The 19290-nt window shown below is 39.1% G+C and carries 17 protein-coding genes, 1 tRNA gene and 1 pseudogene; 6 read left to right on the top strand and 13 right to left on the bottom strand.

The features are described 5' to 3' along the window. Positions 1-3 precede the first annotated feature (3 nt). Complete coding sequence (recJ, locus tag BUA60_RS03440; protein ID WP_072860314.1) at positions 4-1722, top strand: single-stranded-DNA-specific exonuclease RecJ; 1719 nt, start codon at positions 4-6, stop codon at positions 1720-1722. Between the two features lie 154 nt (positions 1723-1876). Here recJ and BUA60_RS03435 read toward each other — a convergent pair whose 3' ends face one another. Genes BUA60_RS03435 through BUA60_RS03425 form a run of 3 tightly spaced genes read right to left on the bottom strand, consistent with a single transcriptional unit; the run spans position 1877 to position 4363 of the window. Next, the gene (locus tag BUA60_RS03435; RefSeq protein WP_072860840.1) at positions 1877-2644 is read right to left on the bottom strand and encodes a UDP-2,3-diacylglucosamine diphosphatase; all 768 of its coding nucleotides are present in this window, start codon (positions 2642-2644) and stop codon (positions 1877-1879) included. A 20-nt stretch (positions 2645-2664) separates the two neighbouring features. Continuing rightward, a complete protein-coding gene (locus tag BUA60_RS03430; RefSeq protein WP_072860313.1) occupies positions 2665-3114 on the bottom strand; it encodes a 6-pyruvoyl trahydropterin synthase family protein in 450 nt (149 codons plus the stop codon). 40 nt (positions 3115-3154) lie between these two features. Then, on the bottom strand, positions 3155-4363 hold the full coding sequence (locus BUA60_RS03425; protein ID WP_072860312.1) for a CehA/McbA family metallohydrolase domain-containing protein: 1209 nt from the start codon (positions 4361-4363) through the stop codon (positions 3155-3157). A 184-nt stretch (positions 4364-4547) separates the two neighbouring features. Here BUA60_RS03425 and BUA60_RS03420 point away from each other — a divergent pair, with 184 nt between their 5' ends. Further along, entirely contained in the window at positions 4548-5192 is a 645-nt protein-coding gene (locus BUA60_RS03420; RefSeq protein ID WP_072860311.1) for a 2OG-Fe(II) oxygenase, read from the top strand. A 165-nt stretch (positions 5193-5357) separates the two neighbouring features. Here the strand turns inward: BUA60_RS03420 and BUA60_RS03415 are convergent, their stop codons facing one another. From BUA60_RS03415 to BUA60_RS03400, 4 genes are read right to left on the bottom strand one after another with little or no spacing between them, the layout of a single operon-like run. Then, a complete protein-coding gene (locus tag BUA60_RS03415; protein ID WP_072860310.1) occupies positions 5358-5834 on the bottom strand; it encodes a DUF4199 domain-containing protein in 477 nt (158 codons plus the stop codon). Between the two features lie 3 nt (positions 5835-5837). Further along, entirely contained in the window at positions 5838-6608 is a 771-nt protein-coding gene (locus BUA60_RS03410) for an enoyl-CoA hydratase/isomerase family protein (RefSeq protein WP_072860309.1), read from the bottom strand. A 27-nt stretch (positions 6609-6635) separates the two neighbouring features. Then, the gene (locus BUA60_RS03405; protein ID WP_072860308.1) at positions 6636-7970 is read right to left on the bottom strand and encodes an MATE family efflux transporter; all 1335 of its coding nucleotides are present in this window, start codon (positions 7968-7970) and stop codon (positions 6636-6638) included. 12 nt (positions 7971-7982) lie between these two features. After that, positions 7983-8483, bottom strand: coding sequence for a GNAT family N-acetyltransferase (locus BUA60_RS03400; protein WP_072860307.1), 501 nt, complete (start codon positions 8481-8483; stop codon positions 7983-7985). A 260-nt stretch (positions 8484-8743) separates the two neighbouring features. Here BUA60_RS03400 and BUA60_RS03395 point away from each other — a divergent pair, with 260 nt between their 5' ends. Together BUA60_RS03395 and BUA60_RS03390 are read left to right on the top strand one after the other, a co-directional pair. Continuing rightward, on the top strand, positions 8744-9541 hold the full coding sequence (locus BUA60_RS03395) for a universal stress protein (RefSeq protein ID WP_072860306.1): 798 nt from the start codon (positions 8744-8746) through the stop codon (positions 9539-9541). Positions 9542-9613: 72 nt separating this feature from the next. Continuing rightward, positions 9614-9687: transfer RNA gene (locus BUA60_RS03390), tRNA-Ala, on the top strand. Between the two features lie 112 nt (positions 9688-9799). Here BUA60_RS03390 and BUA60_RS03385 read toward each other — a convergent pair. From BUA60_RS03385 to BUA60_RS03365, 5 genes are all read right to left on the bottom strand, one after another. Continuing rightward, positions 9800-12223, bottom strand: coding sequence for an outer membrane beta-barrel family protein (locus BUA60_RS03385; protein ID WP_178346958.1), 2424 nt, complete (start codon positions 12221-12223; stop codon positions 9800-9802). Between the two features lie 294 nt (positions 12224-12517). Then, entirely contained in the window at positions 12518-13021 is a 504-nt protein-coding gene (locus BUA60_RS03380; RefSeq protein WP_072860304.1) for a YybH family protein, read from the bottom strand. A 124-nt stretch (positions 13022-13145) separates the two neighbouring features. After that, positions 13146-14201 carry a class I SAM-dependent methyltransferase gene (locus BUA60_RS03375; protein ID WP_072860839.1) on the bottom strand — a complete coding sequence of 352 codons (1056 nt, stop codon included), beginning with the start codon at positions 14199-14201 and terminating at the stop codon, positions 13146-13148. Between the two features lie 275 nt (positions 14202-14476). Then, on the bottom strand, positions 14477-16498 hold the full coding sequence (locus tag BUA60_RS03370) for a helix-turn-helix domain-containing protein (protein WP_072860303.1): 2022 nt from the start codon (positions 16496-16498) through the stop codon (positions 14477-14479). Positions 16499-16783: 285 nt separating this feature from the next. Continuing rightward, positions 16784-17029 (bottom strand): thioredoxin domain-containing protein, encoded by a 246-nt coding sequence (locus BUA60_RS03365; RefSeq protein WP_072860302.1) that lies wholly within the window; start codon positions 17027-17029, stop codon positions 16784-16786. Between the two features lie 105 nt (positions 17030-17134). Here BUA60_RS03365 and BUA60_RS23485 point away from each other — a divergent pair. Both BUA60_RS23485 and BUA60_RS03360 read left to right on the top strand, forming a co-directional pair. Next, positions 17135-17503: pseudogene (locus BUA60_RS23485) on the top strand (DUF6686 family protein). A 52-nt stretch (positions 17504-17555) separates the two neighbouring features. After that, positions 17556-17990, top strand: coding sequence for a Fur family transcriptional regulator (locus tag BUA60_RS03360; protein ID WP_072860301.1), 435 nt, complete (start codon positions 17556-17558; stop codon positions 17988-17990). A gap of 52 nt (positions 17991-18042) precedes the next feature. On the opposite strand, the gene BUA60_RS03355 is transcribed toward BUA60_RS03360, so the two are convergent. Further along, a complete protein-coding gene (locus BUA60_RS03355; protein WP_178346957.1) occupies positions 18043-19110 on the bottom strand; it encodes an adenylate/guanylate cyclase domain-containing protein in 1068 nt (355 codons plus the stop codon). Between the last annotated feature and the right edge of the window lie 180 nt (positions 19111-19290).

Below are 19290 nucleotides of genomic sequence, written 5' to 3'. Positions count from 1 at the left end.
ACCATGCGATGGACCATTAAACCAAAACCCGAACAAGCACAAATAGATGCTTTGTCCTCTATATTAAAGGTAGAGGATTTGGTTGCGCAGCTATTATTGCAACGGGGCATTACCAATTATGAGGATGCCAAGAGGTTTTTTAGGCCACAGCTTTCGGACCTACACGATCCCTTTTTAATGAAGGATATGGACAAGGCGGTAGAGCGTATAGATAAGGCCATTGCGAATCAGGAAAACATACTGATTTTCGGGGATTACGACGTGGATGGAACTACCGCGGTAGCCTTGGTTTCCTCCTATTTGGAAAGTTCCTACCCCAACGTGGCCACCTATATCCCGGACCGCTACAACGAAGGCTATGGGGTATCCTATCAAGGTATAGATTTTGCCGAGGACAACGGCTTTTCATTGATAATTGCTTTAGATTGTGGGGTAAAGGCCATTGACAAGGTTAAGTATGCAAGGGAGAAAGGTATCGACTTTATTATTTGTGATCACCATAGACCTGGGAATTCATTACCCGATGCGGTAGCCGTATTGGACCCAAAAAGGACAGATTGTTCCTATCCATATGACGAACTGTGCGGCTGTGGAGTAGGATTTAAACTTATTCAGGCGCTGGGGAGCAAAAAAGGGGAAACCATTGAAGATTTAGTTCCCTATTTGGATCTGGTGGCTACGGCCATAGGCGCGGATATAGTGCCCATTACTGGGGAAAATAGGGTCATGGCGTATTGGGGACTCCAAGTGATCAACCAAGAACCTAGAGCCGGGTTCAAGGCCATCATCAATCAGATAAAAAAACAAGTCCTTACCATTACCGATGTGGTTTTTATAATTGCTCCGCGAATTAATGCTGCAGGGCGTATGGAGCATGGGCAACACGCCGTTAACCTTTTAAAGGAAACCGATTTGGAAAGGGCGGAATTTTTTGCTGCCGAAATAGAGAAATACAATACGGATAGAAGAAATCTAGACCAGATCATTGCCCAAGAGGCACTTTTGCAGATCCAAGAAAATAAAGAAGAGGAAGGTTTTACCTCTGTCGTATACAATGAAACCTGGCATAAGGGAGTGATAGGAATTGTGGCCTCACGTCTCATTGAAACCTATTATAGACCCACTTTGGTCTTTACAAAAAGCGGCAATAAATTAGCAGCCTCCGCCAGATCCATTAAAGGTTTTGACGTTTATGAGGCTTTGGAGGGATGTTCGGACACCATTGAACAATTTGGCGGGCATATGTATGCCGCCGGATTAACTTTACTTGAAGAGAATTACGAGGCCTTTAAATCCAAATTTGAGGAAGTGGTTGCCAAAACCATGGATCCAAATCTAATGTCTCCGGAAATTATGGTAGATGCTATAATTGGCATAGATCAAATTACTCCAAAGTTAATGCGCATTATTAAACAATTTGCCCCTTTTGGCCCAGGAAATATGGCCCCCATTTTCATGGCCGAAAATCTCAGGGATACCGGCTATGCAAAAGTGGTTGGCCAAGAAGGAAAACATTTAAAATGTAAACTTTTCGACAAAAATAACGGCTCCAAGAGGTCGGCAATTGATGCCATAGGATTTAATTTGGGTAAGTATTTACCTACGATTTTGGATAAAACAGTAAGTGCCGTATTTACATTGGATGAAAACGAATGGCAGGGTAATATAGCCCTTCAAATGAAGTTAAAGGACCTAAAAGAACATGATAGTTATCAATTTTGATTTATTGATAACTTGTTAGCATTAATAAATAATACTTTTAATAGGCCATAACTACTAATATAAGTAAGAATTATACTACTTTTTTGCCACTACGGCACATAGGCATATAGGATTCTAATCTTCTCTTGGGATAGTTCACAAAATCTAACAAATTTCAGCTTACAGAAGGTTCATATTTTTTCAGGGACAAGGAAGCTCCATCAAATTCCCCATAGGTATAGTACGAAATCCAATCCCCTAAATTTACGTAAGTAGAATTTTCATTTAAGGGTATTTCCAAAGGTAGGTGTCGATGTCCAAAAACAAAATAGTCATAGTGCTGCTGCTCCAGTTTTCGCCTGCAATATTGCACCAGCCATTCGTTCTCTTCCCCTAAAAATTTTATATCCTCGTCACCGGAAATCATTTTATTCTTCACGGAAAGATATTGGGCCAGTTTAACCCCAAAATCTGGGTGCAACCAATTGTAAAGCCATTTGGATACCGGGTTGGTGAATACCTTTTTCATTCGTTTGTATCCCTTGTCCCCAGGACCCAGGCCATCTCCATGCCCAATTAAAAATGACTTTCCCTTTAAAAGAAAGGATTGAGGTTTGTGAAACACAGGAATGTTCAACTCCTCTTCAAAATAGCCGTTCATCCATAAATCATGATTGCCCACAAAATAGTACACCGGAATTCCCGAATCGGTAATTTCTGCCAATTTTCCCAAGGTACGGGTAAAGCCCTTGGGCACTACCGTTTTATATTCGAACCAAAAATCGAAAAGATCCCCAAGAAGAAAAATAGCGGCAGCATCCTCCTTAATTCTATCCAACCATGCCACAAACTTTTTTTCCCGTGGAAAACTAAGGTCCTTGGTAGGGGCCCCTAAATGATTATCACTAGAGAAGTAGATTTTTTTGCCCGCGGGAACGTCAATGGTTTTCATCAAGGGCCTTTTTAATTGTCAGAAGCGTACCATTCTGCAAAAGAGGTATCGGTTTCCTGTAACTTTAATGAATGTAGGCTGATATTTTTAGGCAACCTAGCTTTAATTCTATCCGCAAAATCCAACACCATATTTTCACTGGTTGGTTGATAGTTGGCCAATATAACATTGTGCCCCCTATCCGTTAGTTCCTGTGCCAATTCCACATGGGGAGTATTTTTATTAAAAACAGTGGCGTGATCAAATTGGTCTACAATCTCTTCCTTCACAATCTTCTTCAAATCCCCAAAATCTATGACCATTCCCAATTTAACATGGGTAGTATCGGTAATAGGCTTCCCAATTACGGTTACAGAAAGTTTATAACTGTGCCCATGTACATTTCTACATTTACCATCATAACCGAACAAGGCATGTCCAGTTTCAAAATTAAATTGTTTGGTAATACGAATGTTGCCCATAATATTTATTTGGACTGCAAAGGTAATTTATTCTACGAAACTAATCGTTTAGAAGAGGCTGTGTCCAGGCCGATTCGTACTTGATGTCCTCTATTGGGTTTTTCTGAAGTTTTGTAGACGTTATTTTACTCCTTACAAAAAGTATATCATCCGTTAGCTCAAAATTGGCAATACTGCCTTCTACAGTCTTCAATTCCTTGACCTCCGTTTCCCCTTTTAGGCAGCCTATAAAAGATATGGTATAATCAATGCCGGCTTCCGGTTCTACCTCCACCTTTAAATCGTTCTTATCAAATTCCAAACTTTTAAGGGTAACCCCGGTGGAAGAATAAAAATCACCTCTTTCCATGGCCTCTATCAATGCAGGAGCAGATAAGGTATCTGCCTGCACCATCACCCAACCCCTACCGGAATTGCTCCATTTCTTTCCCATTTTATGGTAATTATGGGAATCGTCGGTTGCCAGTCCATACATAATGGGCTTTTTGGCAGCTAAATAGGATACATTGATCTGATCCCACATTTCCTCTGTAGAAATATGTGTTGAATCCCCCATATTATGAACCATGGGATGACCATTATACACCTCAAAAAACTGCTCTCCCTTTAAACTGATCATGTCTTCCAGGCTTACACTATAAAAAAAGTTAGGATGATTAATATGGGGCATAATAGGCACCCCTGTTTCTTTACGTTGTTTAAGCACTGCGTTCAGATTGTTTTGCATTACTTCAGAAATACTGTTACCTCCCTGTGGATCTATTTTTTGCTGAATATTGGTAGCATTCATATGAACATGTTTATCCTCATATCTGTCCGTAATTTCCTCCGAATGAATCACCAAAAATTCTCCTGCCCTTTCAAACATCTTGCTGTATTCTGCATAGGTTTTCAATTTTACATGCACTTTTCCGGAGTCCGTTTTATAATCTACCCAATCTTCCCCATACCTTGCCAAATAGTTCTTAAAGCTGTTTTGATAAACAGAATCTTCCCTAACCTGTATCCATTTTTCCTCCATAGAAATGGTATTATGGTCCGATAGGGCTATAAATTGGTAGTCGTTGGATTTATACCAATCCAAAATAGTCTCAGGGAACTCATCCCCATCGCTCCAAAAGGAATGGGTATGCAAATTGCCTTTATACCAGCTTTTCTTTACAGCTTCGTTAGTGCTTTTAGTACTATCACCACAGCCTCCGATCAAAAAGGCCAAAATCAATAAAATTGAGGGTACAATAAGTTTCATATCTTGGTTGGTTTGGAAATTAATGCACAAAAGTTAATGAAAATGTATTAGAAATCAGTGATTAAGCTATAAACATTACAATGAAACAACACCCCAATCATAACAAATATGAGTCACTTAACATGCGGTGTAAAACCAATTGCATTTTCATCTATTTTTGAGCGATTTTTAAAACCATAAAAACTTGGTAGAATTATTTGAACAACTGGAGTTTAAGGAGAATCCACTTTTTGAAAAAGTGATAGAGGATATCCTAATACAGAAATACAGTATTGTAGACGATTTTTTCTCTCCCGGGGATGTGGCCCAATTAAGGGATTCCCTACTGGCCAAATATGAAGAGGACCATTTTAAAAAAGCGGCTATTGGGAATCGTGTCAACGAATTGATCATTAAGGCGATCCGTGGCGATTTTATCCTTTGGATGGATGAAAGCAGCAACGATGTATTGGAACAACAATTTTTTCTGAAAATTAATGAATTGGCCAATTATTTGAACAAGACCTGCTTTATGGGCATCCTGTTCAAAGAATTTCACTACGCCATCTATCCCGAAGGCACTTTTTATAAAAGACATTTGGATACCTTTCAAAATGACGACAGGCGTAAACTTTCCATGGTCTGTTATTTGAATGAACCAGACTGGATACCAGAAAAAGATGGTGGTGAATTGGTACTATACTTGCCCACAGAACATGGGGAAGAGGCAAAACATATTACCCCCTTTCCGGGAAGGGTCGTTATTTTTGAAAGTCAGGAATTGGAGCACGAGGTAAAACCCGCCCATCGTGAAAGGCTCAGCATCACTGGGTGGTTAAAGACCAGGTAACCCAAAACTTACTTATCTTTTGAATTTTCTATTGTTTTTAATTCGATTAACGAAATAAACAACCAATAAAACCAAGGCGAGTAGAGGGAAAACAAAGTTCCCGTTTAAGAACGATAAAATATCCATTGTAAAAGTTTAAAAAAATAAAACGGTGAACGGTACCAGTTATTGCTTCTTCACAAAAAACGCCACAATCGCGGAAGTAACGATCCCCATGGTCAAGGCACCAAAAAGACTTTGAAGTATATAACTCTTTAAATTAAAATAGCTCTCCGCAGCTTCTTGATCCATTTTTCCCGAATCCACCACAAAATTAATAATATTTGTAAAATATTCGGGCGTAATTAAAGTACTGGTGATATATTGTGTTAACGGACTAATTAAGGCAATGATCACACTTAAAATAATACCGCTTATAAATCCCTGTTTCCAACTCATTTTTCCATTATAATCCACCTTTCTTTTGTCCAAAAGTGCCAACACATATACTGCTACAGCTATGATGGCAAAAAAATTGGTGTATATGGCGTGCTTTTCAATGAGTACATCGTGCCAGCCCATAGATTTCTCAAAGACCATCCAAAGCAGGGTAGCCAGTGCAAAAATAACGGCCCATTTAATTTCAATACGGTACTTACTCATAATCTAGTTATTTTTGAATTTTTCCAATGCTTTCTTAGTTGCTTCTGAAATAGCCAAACGTCCGGTTATTTCTGCCCGGTTGGTCAGTAAAGTGTCCCAATGACCTGTCCCTTCCCAAAGCACCTTTTTCCATTCCTCCAATGCCTCAGGATTATAGCTGGCCAATTTTTCAGTGAATATTCCCAGTTCCTTGTCCATTTCCACCGTTTTATCAAAAACTTTCGAAAACAACCCCTTTTCCTGCGCCCAATAAGCGTTTTTCCATTCATTGGGGGAAAGCGACAGTTCGGATAGGGCGGCAACGCCAATTTTTCGTTGAACCGCCGGTGCAATCACCATGGGTGCAATGCCTATGGTTAACTCGGATAAACGTATGGAGGCCGCCTCAACGGCAAAAACATAATCGCACGCAGAAATAATTCCTACCCCACCGCCAACGGCCTTACCTTGCACCCTGCCCACGATTATCTTTTTACAGGTCCTCATTGCATTGATAAGATGGGCAAACCCACTGAAGAATATTTTACCTTCGGACAGGTCTTTCACTTCCAATAATTCATCAAAAGAGGCTCCTGCACAGAATGCCCTATCCCCTTCAGATTTTAATACAATGACCGATACCTCAACGTTATTGGATAATTCCCCCAAAGTCTTTGTGAGTCTTTCCAATAGTTCCGATACAAATGAATTACTAGCAGGGTGTCCAAATTCTACTGTAGCTATGCCATTGATGATGCTGGTATATAAACTTCCGTTAGATCGGCTTGTACCCATATTATTATCCTTAGTGGTATTTCAAATTTACACGTTTTGAAGTAGCGGACGAAACTTTCGCCTAAATTTCCATACCAAAGCCCCTCCCCTAATAAACATCCAAAGCGTAAAGGCGATCCATATTCCATATAGTCCCCATCCAAGGAATTTACCAAGGAATAGCATAGGAACAAAGCCTAGGAAGGTGGCTACCAATAAAACATTTCTGAGGTATTTCATTTCCCCCAAACCTTTAAAAAGGCCGTCGAAAACAAAGGCGACCATATTCATTGGGATTCCTAGAATAAGGATAAAAAATATGGAATAGAAGGTTTGCAATACTGAAATGTCATTGGAAAATATACTCCCTATGGGTCTATAGAACAAAAAGCCCACTGCAGCAAGTATCAAACTTATCACAAAACCATACAACATTATTTTTTTTGCCAATTCCCAAAGTCCGTCGTAGTTCTTGGCCCCCAGAAGCTTACCCCCCATAATATTCCCCGCGGCACCATAACCATCAATAAAAAAAGCGGAAAAAAGCCAAAGGTTTATAGCAATGGTATGTGCCCCTATATATTTGTCCCCTAAGGCAGTTGCCTCCCTAACCGCCAAAATTAAGGCTATGTTTAAGGCCAGTGCCCTAACAAAAAGGTTTAGACTCATGACCACCAACCTACCCAATTCCGGGTGTAGGGGGAATTTAAGGGCCAGGCTGATATTTGTTTTTGTAATCAGCAGTACAAATGCCATTACAGCCATAATACCCTGGGCAATTAAACTGGCCCAAGCGGCACCTTCCAAATACATTGGGGAAACAATCCCTTCTACCCCATAAACCAAAATAAAATCCAATACTATATTTAAAACAGCCCCCGTGATGGCGATCAACATAGGATAATAGGTATTCTGCAATCCTCGAAAAATACCCATAACCGCAAATACAAAAAGGGTTAAGGGAAAACCCCAAACCCTAATGGAATAGTAAGAAATACAGAGTTCCAGAATTTTTCCAGAGGCGTTGAGCAAAACAAATATTTCCTCCACTATAAATACCGTGGAGAGGAGGATTACAATACTCAGCAGAATGTTTAGGAAAATGGCCTGTGCCGGTAGTGTTTTAACCCTCTCCAACTTACCCGCACCCAAGTATTGCGACAATATTGCCGAAATAGCGCTACGTGTCTGCCCCAGAATCCATATCAACATGGATAAAAAAGAGCCCACTATACCTGCTGCTGCCAAGGACTCCATGCCATCTTGGGGTATGTTGCCCACTATTGCCGTATCGGTTATGGATAGTATAGGTTCGGCAATCCCCGCAATAGTTGCGGGAATGGCAAGATTATTAATGGTTTTAAAATTTATTGGGGTTTTCAAAAAAAGAATATTTTATAAAATTAACTCATAACAATGAAAGGGCAATTTACTTTGCTTAGGGAAATATATATCCCCAACCTCCCGGTAACCGCGTGCCTTATAAAATTTATTATTGCGGCTGTTTTTGCTGAAAGTATCCAACCTAACGGATATAAACCCGCCTTTACGTGCATAGTCCTCCGCAAAATTCATTAGATCTTGGGCATAACCTTTTTTTTGTTCCTTAGGATGCACTGCCAAGCGGTGAATGTAAAGATTATTTGTATTTGGAGTTAACCAGTTAATTGGAAAATACTCATCATCCATTAACGTGGACACCACGATTGTTCCAATTATTTCACCATTTTCCTCCAAAACATAAAGCTCCTTACGGGCAATATCCTTTTCAAAGGCCTCCTTTGAGGGATAAAACTCGTTCCATTGATAAATGCCCTGGTCTATCATGCTTTTTGCACAGGCCTTTGTAATATTCAGAATATCCGGAATTTCCAATATCTTTGCCAATCGAATCATGAACGGTTGAATTTAATTTGTAAATTTATGCTATTCGTGAATAATCATATCAAAGAAAGGGAACAACCCTGTTTTTGATAATAACCAAGATGTTTAACTACGCCATGTCTGACCAACAAAAAAGTATGGGCGTTAAAAGCAATAAATACTGAACTTATGAAATGAGCCATAACAATTTTGGATATTTACAGAAATGATTAATATGGCGAATTATTCCCGATAGGTATCGGGATGACCAATAATTAAATAAATCTAAACAGATGAAAAACATCCTCGTTCCTATAGGAACCTCTGAAAATGCCCATGAAACATTACAATATGCGGTTGATTTCGCTACCGAATTCGACTCCAACATTTATGTAATGGAAGTATTTAGTGTTAGTGCCAGTGCCAGCAGCTTGGCCAATATTAGGGAAAAACTGGACGAACGTACCAAAGAGCATATAAAAGGGGTCATTGACAAGGTGGATGCGAGAAATGTTAACATAAAGATAGCCACCTATAACGGTGACATTGTTGACGGACTTAAAGATATTGATAGGGACCTAGGGATTGACCTAATTATTTTGGCACCTAGAAGTAATGACATCCGAGAAGAATATTATTTAGGAAATACTTCTGGTAAAATTGTAAAACAAACAGATATTCCTACCCTTATTGTACCAAAAGGGACCGTTTTTAAACCGTTTAAAACAATATTGACAGCCTTTAAATCGGGGGTATTAAAACAGAAGAGTATATTATACCCGTTGGTTGAAATCAAGAAAAAATTCGATTCCAAAGTGAGCCTATTATTTGTAAAAACCCCGGGCTACACCAAGGAAGACCTTAAAATAAACATGTCATTAATGGGCTTGAGTTCTGAACTTACCCAATCTGAAAATCCATCCACCTATTTGGGAGTCCTACAGCATTTTGAGGCAAAACATCCGGACTTATTATGCGTTTTTAGAAGAAAAAGAGGGTTTTTCAAAAAACTATGGGAAAGGAACACTATCCTTAAATCGGAATTCTACGCCCCGGTACCTGTATTGGTCTTAAGTGTGAAGAAAGACTAAGAAATTTGGAAATAGCTGAAATTGTGCTTTGATTATGTTGGAAAAAGTATTTTCTTTGCGGCAGCCAAATTTGGGGGATTAGCTCAGCTGGCTAGAGCGCTTGCCTGGCAGGCAAGAGGTCACCGGTTCGACTCCGGTATTCTCCACAATCAAACGCAATTAGTTTTGCGTTTTAAAACTATGGAAAGCCACTCAAGTTTATTTGAGTGGCTTTCGTGTTTTAAAAGGCCAATACTTTACCACAAAATTTGGGTAATCTTACATCCGATTGCGCTCCTCTTGGGATCCCGTTTCCCGTTTTCTATTTTCCTTTACTTTTTTATTCCCGAAGGGAAACGAATAAGTTAGCTGAAATACCCTTTCGGACCAATCGTTATTACCATAGGTCTTTATGCCCAATTCGGGCTGGTCGTATTCCCATTCTATGGTACCACTAGTGGCCGTGATATCCTGTACACTGAAGGTAAGGGAACTTTCGTTCTTGAATTTTTTACTGATCCCGAAGTTTAGGTAATGTTGCAAGTACTGCTCTTGGTCTCCGGATATGTACGGACTCATATACCTACCATCTATGTTGGCGGTCCATGAATTACCTAGTTCAAAAACGTTGGCCAATTGGGCCGTAACGGTAAATAACCCTTTTTCAAAAGGTAGGGGCCGATTAGAAGCATCTTTTACCTTTTTGTAGGTACCGTCCAAATTCCAATTCATTTTCCACATCTTACTAATTTTTATAGGGAAGCTCATATTTAACAGGAACCCATCCATTTGATCAAAATTAATGGGGATACTTGTCTGCAGATTCTTTTCCTTATCCACTGTGTTATAGAAAGCGATGGCACCCTTGGTCCTGTTTATTTCCATCGAGATCAAAAAAGAACCCTGGTTATATGCCAGCCTGACCGCATTGGTAAACGATGGCCTAATCCGCGTATTTGAACTTGCGAATAACGACGGGTCTATTAAAACGTAGTAACCTGCCAGACTAAAAAAAGACGGACGCTCAATACGGCGGTTAAAGGATAAAGTCAGCGACTTGGTCGAATCAATAGCGTAGCTGGTCCTGACGACCGGAAAAATATTATTGTAGGTAACGCTAAAGTCGTTCTCTCCAACGATATCGTCAAGTTCATAATTATAGTGCTCCAGTCTAAGGCCCAGATTACTTTCCCATTTCCCGTTCCATTGTTTATGAAACGAGGCATAGGCTGCCAAAACCTTTTCCGCAATGTCATCGTTCATTGTGAATGCTTCGTCCACTTCCCAAACACCGGATGTTCTGTTCCGAATCTGTGATTGGGTATTGGAGTTATTAAAAGTGCCTTTGAGACCTGTTTCCCATTTGTTGCCCGCTTCGGTCTCCCATTCAAAATCGGCCTTTGCCGTTTTGATTTCAAATTGTGATTCACGACCAACTTCTGTTCTTTCAATAGCTTCCGCAGGATCAAGATTGGAAAGTTCGGAAGAATTTTGCACATCCAGTGTTACCCTATCCACATCGATATTTAAAGAGGCATTAGCCCCTATTTTTCGAAAATAGTTTAGATTTATAAAGGTGTTGCTGTTAGGATTGTCAACATCAAGTAGGAATTCTGAATCGGTATTGGGCACCGAATTTATTGAACCACTTGACCTACTAGTATAATCATGGCCCAGTTCGTTATTTTTGGAATACCCAAAAAGACCCCCTACAATGTTGTTTTTATCAATTTCAAAATCGGCCCCCAATGTAAAACCCAATGAATTGCTGGTAGGGTTTTCAAATTTCAACTTGTTCTCGTAATAGTAATAATCGCCCTCATATTCATATTCCCTAAAATGATTTATCAATAACTGGGGCGATCTGCTATGAAAGCCAGTGGCATTGCCATAAATGTTCAAACTGTTATTGCGATAATTAAAGTCGGTGCTTCCGTTAAATTTTTCCCTTTGCCCAATACCAGCGGTAAAACTAGCGTTACCATTAAAACCATAAAGATTGTTTTCCTTCATGACAATATGGATAATTCCAGCGGCATTATCGGCATCATATTTGGCCGATGGCTGATGTATGAGTTCTATACGATCAATGCTTTCTGCCCGCATTCCCTTTAATTGCTGTATCAAGTTACCCTTGGGTACGCGCGATACCCTATCGTTTATCATAATCAGCACCTCACCCTTATTGTTTAGACTAATACTGTTCGAATTCTCTTGTACCATTACCCCGGGCGCCTTTTGAAGAACCTGCAGGGCATTATTGCCACTAAAAGTAGGCAGGGATCCCACATTCAATATTAACCTATCGCTCATTAGTTGGAATAAGGCCTTACGCCCAACCACCTGAACGCCTTGTAATTGTTGGCTCATTGGTGATAATTGGATATTCCCCGTGGAATGCTCTTTTAAATCGGTAAGTGCTATAGATCTATAGTAAGGTTCATATCCCAAGAGGGAAATATTAAGTATATAATTGCCAATTGATATTCCCTCCACAACAAACCCTCCCTTGGTATCGGTGGTTACGCCCTTCACCAAAACAGAATCAGGTTGTTGTAAAAGAAGTACATGTGCGAAGGGCATAGCCTCTTTGTTTTCATCATAAACTTTTCCTGTCAGCGTAGCGTTCTGTCCACTTAAGACCTGTCCTGCTCCCATAAGCAGTAGAACCACCACTAAACTATAATAATTGAGTTGTCGCATTGTGTATATAATTATCATTATTTACCCACTAAGTGAGATTTGAAGGCTCCGCCCTTTTGTCGAAATGTTATCCGTAATTTCCTTCCGATGCCTCATGAGCCTTCCATTGTCGGCAGATAGGCCTGCCCTGAGGTAATTGACTTTGAGATGGTGCTATGGATCCTATAAGATCATAATGATAGGTGGGGAAATGAAAATATAGATTCCCCACCGTGTGAATAAATATTTATTCAGATGGTTTATTAAAAGAAAATAGCCAAAGCACTTGCCTATATTTATTGTTATGGCGCGCTTTTAACTATCCTCTTTTGCCAAGGGTGAATGATGCTCGTGAACCATTTTCCATCCATTATCCGTCTTGACGAACAACAATGTTATTTGGTCATTAACCACCACTAGTTCCTCTCCAAATTTTAAATGAAAATCCGAGTGAAAGGTTAAATTGGCCACATCGCCATAAACGGCAATTTGTAAATCTTTGGCATCGAACTTTACTACCTCGGACACAGCACCAAAAACAGTTCGTTCATGCGCCTCGTTTGCATCACCCCCATTTCTTGGTTCTCCATTTTTGAATTCCGTAAACTTTGGACTGTAGGCGTGAAAGGAAATTAGTTTATCCATATCACCGTCCTTAATACTTTGTGCAATTGCGCCAAAGGTCTCCATCACTTCTTGTTTCGCTTCCGGAAACTCGTCATTTATCAAATCGATCCTATTTACTTCAGCTTGTTGTGCATATCCTGAAATTAAAATTCCAAAAGTCATAATCATTGTAAGTTTCATCTTAGTTTTCATAATCTTAAATTTATATAGTTAATAGTTTACTTTATATGTGTCCGATATTTGCCAATAAGGATTGTTTTAAACCTTATTGGCATATAATCAAAATGGTTGTATCTCCCAGCAAGAAGAAAAAGATCTAGGCCCTTGCCTCCAAAATCAAATTAAAAGGTGTTTCCGTGGCTCTTCTAAATCTACTAAACCCTCCTGCAGTAGCAACTTCCCGTAAGCGTTTTTCCCCTGCCTGGGCACCTAGGGCAAGACCTACCTCCTGGTTCAAGGAACAGGGTGTACATAGTGTAGTGGAAAATGCATAAAATGCTCTCCCAACGGGGTTTAGGTTTTCCTCCAAAGTATCATTTGCAAAAGGTTCCACAATCATACAGGTGCCATTCGGTTTTAAGGCTTTTTTTACGTGGGCACAGGCACCAATGGGGTCGCCCATATCATGTAGGCAATCGAAGAAGGCAATAAAGTCGTAATCGCTTCCTGGAAAATCTTTGGCCAGGGCCACTTCAAAAGAAATATTGTCCAACCCGGCGGCGGCGGCACTTTTCCTAGCATGTTCTATAGATTTAAGATGATAGTCATACCCTATAAAAGTGGAATTGGGATAAGCCTTGGCCATAATGATAGTAGACGCGGCATGGCCACAGCCAATATCCGCTACCTTGGCCCCATTCTTTAATTTGGCCTCTACACCATCCAAAGATGGAATCCAGTGATTCACCAAATTATTCTCATAGGATGGACTGAAGAATTTTTCGGTACCGCAGAACAAACAGGTACTGTGATCTCCCCAAGCGACCCCTTCACCCGATTTAAAAGCTTTTTCCATCTTGGGTGCATCATTGTAGACCGATGTTATTGCATAGAATGCCCCGGTCATAAATACAGGACTTTTTTCATCGCCAAAAACAGCGGCCTGTTCCGGGGTCATTGAAAAACTATTGGTCTTGGCATCATAACTTACATACCCCGATGCCGCCTGGGCCGATAGCCATTCGCGGACATATCTTTCCGCTGTATTTGTTTCATCGGCCAATTCGGTCGAATTCATTGGCCCCGATGCCGCCAATGACTTAAAAAGTCCCAATTTATCCCCCAATAAGATTAAGGGTCCATTGGCAGCAGCTCCCATTTCTGTAACTACTTTTCCCAGTAACTCGTTTAATTTTGCTTCATTTAATTCCATAGTTCTAATTTTAAGTGAATAATTCATTTAATTATGTAGGGGAACTAAAGTTTACTTTAAGGTTAAGAAGACTGCACAGAAAAGGGTTTTCACTATTACTGCATATGGAGGGAGTATTTCCGTACAACAGACTATTTATCCTATACCTCAAATTTGATGTTTTCAAAGATGGGTATAAACGTAAAGTGCTGCTTAATAGCTATGATGCAAACTTGTTAAATTTTTGGTCAGGCCTTTAAATTATGGTGCGCAACCTTTAAGAAATGTTGAAAAGCTTAGTTGGAGCTATTACTATTTGAAGAAGTTTTTATGGGTATCCCTATACTTGAAAATCCAACTTTATCATAAAGACTAATGTATCGAGGATCGTTTCTTAGCGGGACAAGAAGTGGCTCCTCCCTTAACCAGGTCATTTCTACCTCATGCCTATCGTACGACCTTTGTAGCCATTCAAAGGTCTTCTCATAATTCTTTTGAGTACTATAAAATAGTGCCATAAACCATGCCGGACTACCGGAAGAGCGATTTTCATACTTGCTTTCCAACTCCGCCAAATATTTGGAAGCATCTACAGTATTGCCATCCATTTGGGCATATACGGCATTCAGCCACATCAAAATTGGTGGATAATCCGGAAATTGGGTCAGTAATTTATGAAGTTGTTTTTTTGATTTTTGATATTCCTGTAGATAGTAATTCAGTTTAGCGGACTCCCTTAGATAAAACCAATTATCACTGTGCAGAGAATAGGTATTGTTCAAGAGTTCCAATGCTTCTTCATTTTTTCCAAGAAAAAACAAGGCTTCGGCCTTGAAGAAGAAAAGAAAGCCACTTGATGAATCGGTCAAAATAACTTCATTCATTGCATTGAGGGCATTTTGATACCTTCCTGTTTTTATAGCATAATCTGCATTTATAGAGGGTGTATTGTCTATGAAGGAATCCTTCAAAATTCGTTGGTAATATTTCTCTACTTCTTCAAAACGCCAATCGTAAAAAAAATACCCGCTGTATAATTCTTCCTCCACTTCCATATTGGTCGGATCTAGTTTAAACGCTTTCTCCAGTAATTCTTTCGCATTTCTCCAAGCTACTCGTTCATCATATATACCCCAGACCAATCCTCCGAAGCTCCATACCATAGCCTGGCCCCTATAGGCATCCACAAAATTTGGGTCTATAGCGATAGCCTTTTCATATAAGGCAACAGCATTGGAGTACGATAGTTCATTGGCCTTATTCTTTTGAAACTCGGCTTGAAGGTAATAGGAATAGGCCTGTTTACTTTTTGTGGGCACTTTTTGAATATTATCAAGCTCATTGTCGGCAATAACAGCATTCATATTGGCGGCAATACCTTCTACCACTTCGGTCTGCATTTTAAAAATTTCGTCACTTCTCCATTCCCTTACGTATTCTTCCGACCATAAATGATCGTTGGTCCGACTGTCTATCATTTGCAGGTTTATTTTGATTTGGTCACCGGAAATCTGAAGATTGCCCTGCAATAGGTTTGTCACCCCCAATTCAGTTGCAATTTCCTGGGCAGACCTATTCGTTTCCTTGTATTTTATAGTAGATGTAAAGGGAATAACCTTATCAATTGAATTAATTTTGGTGAGTCTAGAGATAACGGCATCTGTCATACCATCACTTATATATTCCAGATTTGGGTCACCAGTCCAATTTTTAAAAGGCAGCACGGCAATGGATTTTTCTACAATTAACTTTTCTAAGCCTTTGGTTTCAATATTTTTCTTTGAGGTTGTACTATAAAGAAATAAGGCCGTTGATACTATTGCAACCAACAAAACCGATAAGATCAATGATTTTTTGTAGCTTCCTTTTGGTTTTTTTGATAGGTCAAAAGGAGCGGGCATAACTTGCGCTGTTTCAGTAATGGATAGTTCCCTACCCTCTATGTCTTCGGCTCCTCTAGATTTTACTTCCCCTGGGGTGTACCCGTAAAACTTATGGAAAGAAGTGCTGAAGTAGGTGGCACTGCTGAAACCCACCCGATAAGCTACTTCTGAGGCCGTAACATCTTCCTCCCTTAACAGCTCCAAGGCCCTCTTCAATCTATATTCCCTGATAAATTGGCTTGTAGAGACACCTACTATTTTGTGCAGTTTTCGATGTAGACTGGAACGGCTCATTCCCACCGCTTGGGCAAGACTATCCACCCCAAATTGATCGTTGTTTAGGTGTACCTCAATTTCTTTGGTAAGTTGCTCGACTAGAGTACCCCCCATTGATTTTGCGTGAAATCCTTTGTCCAAATTCTCGTCCGAACTCATCTACTAATCCAATTTCTTAAAGGGGAAGTAGTACAAGTTAAGCAATTTAAAAAAAAGACGCCCCTTAACTATCAGGCATTTAACTAGTTCTTTGAGACTGTGAGCAGTATAATAATCCTTTAGTTGTTCACTTAAGGAAGTTTCGGTACAAAAAATTAAAACAGGCTTGACAAAAACTGAGATATCCTAATTCAATACAATTGGCCATAATCTGAGCATAGATTTGTCACCTCAATTTACCGGAAATAAAAGGCAACAAAACTGTTATGTCTTAAACCGTTAACCTTAGTTCCCCATCCCTTTAAGCACCTCTATTATTTCCTTTGGACCCATCCTTTCGGTATAATTGGCCTCAACATGTGCTGCTTCAATGATTTGATTAGTATTGACTATGAAAGTAGCTGGAACTGGTAAGGTTTTTAAACTCCCTCCATTTAAAAGGGTTAAATCGCGACGCTGGTGATAATACTCCCCTGGATCAAACTGAAGGTTATATGCCTTTATCACTTCCTGATCCGCATCACTAAGCACCTCAAACCCTTAATGAAATTACGACCGAAGTACTTAACAGACCCCTGACCGACTTTGAGAACAAAGGTCAGTTAATGATAGATTGCTATTAAAATAAAAGAAATTATGTACCACAATATCATGACCTTATCTAAAAATATCCTGGGACAATTGGCCTATTGCTCAAATTGTAATATCTACCAGCTACACTTTAATAACATTTATCTTGAATTTAGCAAGCGAGAACTGTAGGCCTTTCAAAAATTTGTTATTCAAATTGATATAGAATATTGTAAGACATGCTGTGGTTAAGCATTCCCAAAGCGCAAAATTCCTATACAGACATTACAACAAAATTTGGTGCTCATGTTTGACCAACAAGAACTAAGCGCTCTGAAAGATCTTATTTTTCAGAATGCCTCAAAACCAAATATGCCAATTTCTGTCCCATATCGATTATTTAAACATTTTAAACTAGGGAACTTTTTGCATTAAATATGAGTTCCGAAAGACCGATAATCCGAATATTAATCTTAAACAATGAGACATGGCCTGTGAAAGCAGTTTTATTATTATCAAAGGGGTATTCAAGTCTTTTCTGGAAGTAAATGGTCACCGTAAAACTCCTGAACGATATTCCATTCTAGAGGAAGTGTATAATGCAAACGAGCATTTAGATATTGATTCCCTCTATCTTTCAATGAAGGATAAAAACTATAGGGTAAGCCGTGCAACTTTATATAACACCATGGAGTTATTATTGGAATGCCGTTTGGTCAGCAAACATCAGTTTGGTAACAAGTCTACCTATTACGAAAAATCATTTTTCAAAAGTGAACACGATCATATTATTTTAACGGATACCGGAGAGATACTTGAATTCAGTGACCCACGCATTGAATCCATCAAAGAAACTATTGAGGAAGTATTCAATATTAAAATAGATAAACACTCTCTACATTTCTATGGAGAAAGGAATTAGGAATCAAAAACTGCACTTAATACTGGTGAATAAAGCATCTATAAAAAGTAGATTACGAAACCAAATCGCCAACTTTTTGAACTCCGTATAGCGTAAGTGTTTCGTCCTTCCCTTTTAAGAAAGCATCCCTGTATACCTGACTATCATATCGATTCTTACTATGTATTAAATTCCATATAGTTTCAGAAACCAGCAATTGTTGTTGATATTGATTACAAAGTGATTGGATTCTTGCTGTTGTATTAATTACATCGCCATGATATGCCAGTTCTTTTTTTATTGTGCCTATTTCTGCAAATATGACTTTTCCAGCATGGAGGCTAGCCTTAAATTCAGGATGAAACCCATACTTTTCTTGGAAATAGTCTTTCTTGCTTGTTAATTGTTCTTTGAACTTGAAAAAGACTTCCACACAGTTATTGTTATAAAGTCCATTTTTCATCGACCACTCAAGCACGGCTTCATCACCCACATATTGGTAAATGGTGGCACTGTGTTTCGCTACCACTTCGTTAAGTTCAATAAATGCATCTTGAATAAACTGACTGTATTTGTGATTACCTAGGTTTTCGGCAATGGTAGTCGATGATTTTAAGTCTAAAAACATAAATATGCGTTCTACTTGCTGAGGTTTTTTATAGATACCTAAAAGCATCTTCATAAAAATTCCTTTCCCAAACTTTTCGTTGGCCATTTGTATCATTAAGAATACAATGAGCGCAAACAAAAAGTAAACAATGGAAGTTCTGAAAAATTTATTTTGGAACCACCACCATCGTTCACTGGAAAAAGGCACATTGCCATCATTTAAAATAAGCATTCTAGCCATGGTGAGTAGCATAACAAGGATAACAAAATATGCCGAGGACTTGATGAGGAGCTGTAACCAAAGCACCAACCTATTAAGGACAGTTTTTTGAAAAACAATTTCAATTAAAGCAAAAAATAAACCTAAAAAAACACCTATATATATGGCGTGTAATAGAAGATTTTTAAAGGTGATGTGATTGTTTACTTCTAACTCAAGGTTGTCGATGCCATTGAATTTAATGAATATATAAAACACAAAAGCCAACATCCAAAATAGTATGGATTCAAGTGTATAGGACAGGTATTTCATTCGAGGCATCGGCTAGATTAAATTTTCATGCATATCATTCAAAGCTTCAACTAACGTAGTACCATACCCTTTTGTTATTTCAAATTCTTGATTGTCCACTAAAGACACACTGTATGATTCGCTGAATTGGTAAATTTTTAAAAACTTTAATTGATTTGAATTTAATTCCATGTTTTGTAT

Source organism: Arenibacter palladensis, assembly GCF_900129275.1.
Classification (GTDB): Bacteria; Bacteroidota; Bacteroidia; order Flavobacteriales; family Flavobacteriaceae; genus Arenibacter; species Arenibacter palladensis.
The sequence above is the reverse complement of the archived record's forward strand: the minus strand, read 5'-3'. Positions and strand labels throughout refer to the sequence as shown.

What these genes read in the sequence shown, in the direction of transcription:
- BUA60_RS03375 (WP_072860839.1), bottom strand. Translation starts at nt 14,201, where the DNA reads ATGGAATTAAATGAAGCAAAATTAAACGAGTTACTGGGAAAAGTAGTT.
- BUA60_RS03425 (WP_072860312.1), bottom strand. Translation starts at nt 4,363, where the DNA reads ATGAAACTTATTGTACCCTCAATTTTATTGATTTTGGCCTTTTTGATC.
- BUA60_RS03370 (WP_072860303.1), bottom strand. Translation starts at nt 16,498, where the DNA reads ATGAGTTCGGACGAGAATTTGGACAAAGGATTTCACGCAAAATCAATG.
- BUA60_RS03360 (WP_072860301.1), top strand. Translation starts at nt 17,556, where the DNA reads ATGGCCTGTGAAAGCAGTTTTATTATTATCAAAGGGGTATTCAAGTCT.
- recJ (WP_072860314.1), top strand. Translation starts at nt 4, where the DNA reads ATGCGATGGACCATTAAACCAAAACCCGAACAAGCACAAATAGATGCT.
- BUA60_RS03410 (WP_072860309.1), bottom strand. Translation starts at nt 6,608, where the DNA reads ATGGGTACAAGCCGATCTAACGGAAGTTTATATACCAGCATCATCAAT.
- BUA60_RS03400 (WP_072860307.1), bottom strand. Translation starts at nt 8,483, where the DNA reads ATGATTCGATTGGCAAAGATATTGGAAATTCCGGATATTCTGAATATT.
- BUA60_RS03385 (WP_178346958.1), bottom strand. Translation starts at nt 12,223, where the DNA reads ATGCGACAACTCAATTATTATAGTTTAGTGGTGGTTCTACTGCTTATG.
- BUA60_RS03355 (WP_178346957.1), bottom strand. Translation starts at nt 19,110, where the DNA reads ATGAAATACCTGTCCTATACACTTGAATCCATACTATTTTGGATGTTG.
- BUA60_RS03395 (WP_072860306.1), top strand. Translation starts at nt 8,744, where the DNA reads ATGAAAAACATCCTCGTTCCTATAGGAACCTCTGAAAATGCCCATGAA.
- BUA60_RS03430 (WP_072860313.1), bottom strand. Translation starts at nt 3,114, where the DNA reads ATGGGCAACATTCGTATTACCAAACAATTTAATTTTGAAACTGGACAT.
- BUA60_RS03415 (WP_072860310.1), bottom strand. Translation starts at nt 5,834, where the DNA reads ATGAGTAAGTACCGTATTGAAATTAAATGGGCCGTTATTTTTGCACTG.
- BUA60_RS03380 (WP_072860304.1), bottom strand. Translation starts at nt 13,021, where the DNA reads ATGAAAACTAAGATGAAACTTACAATGATTATGACTTTTGGAATTTTA.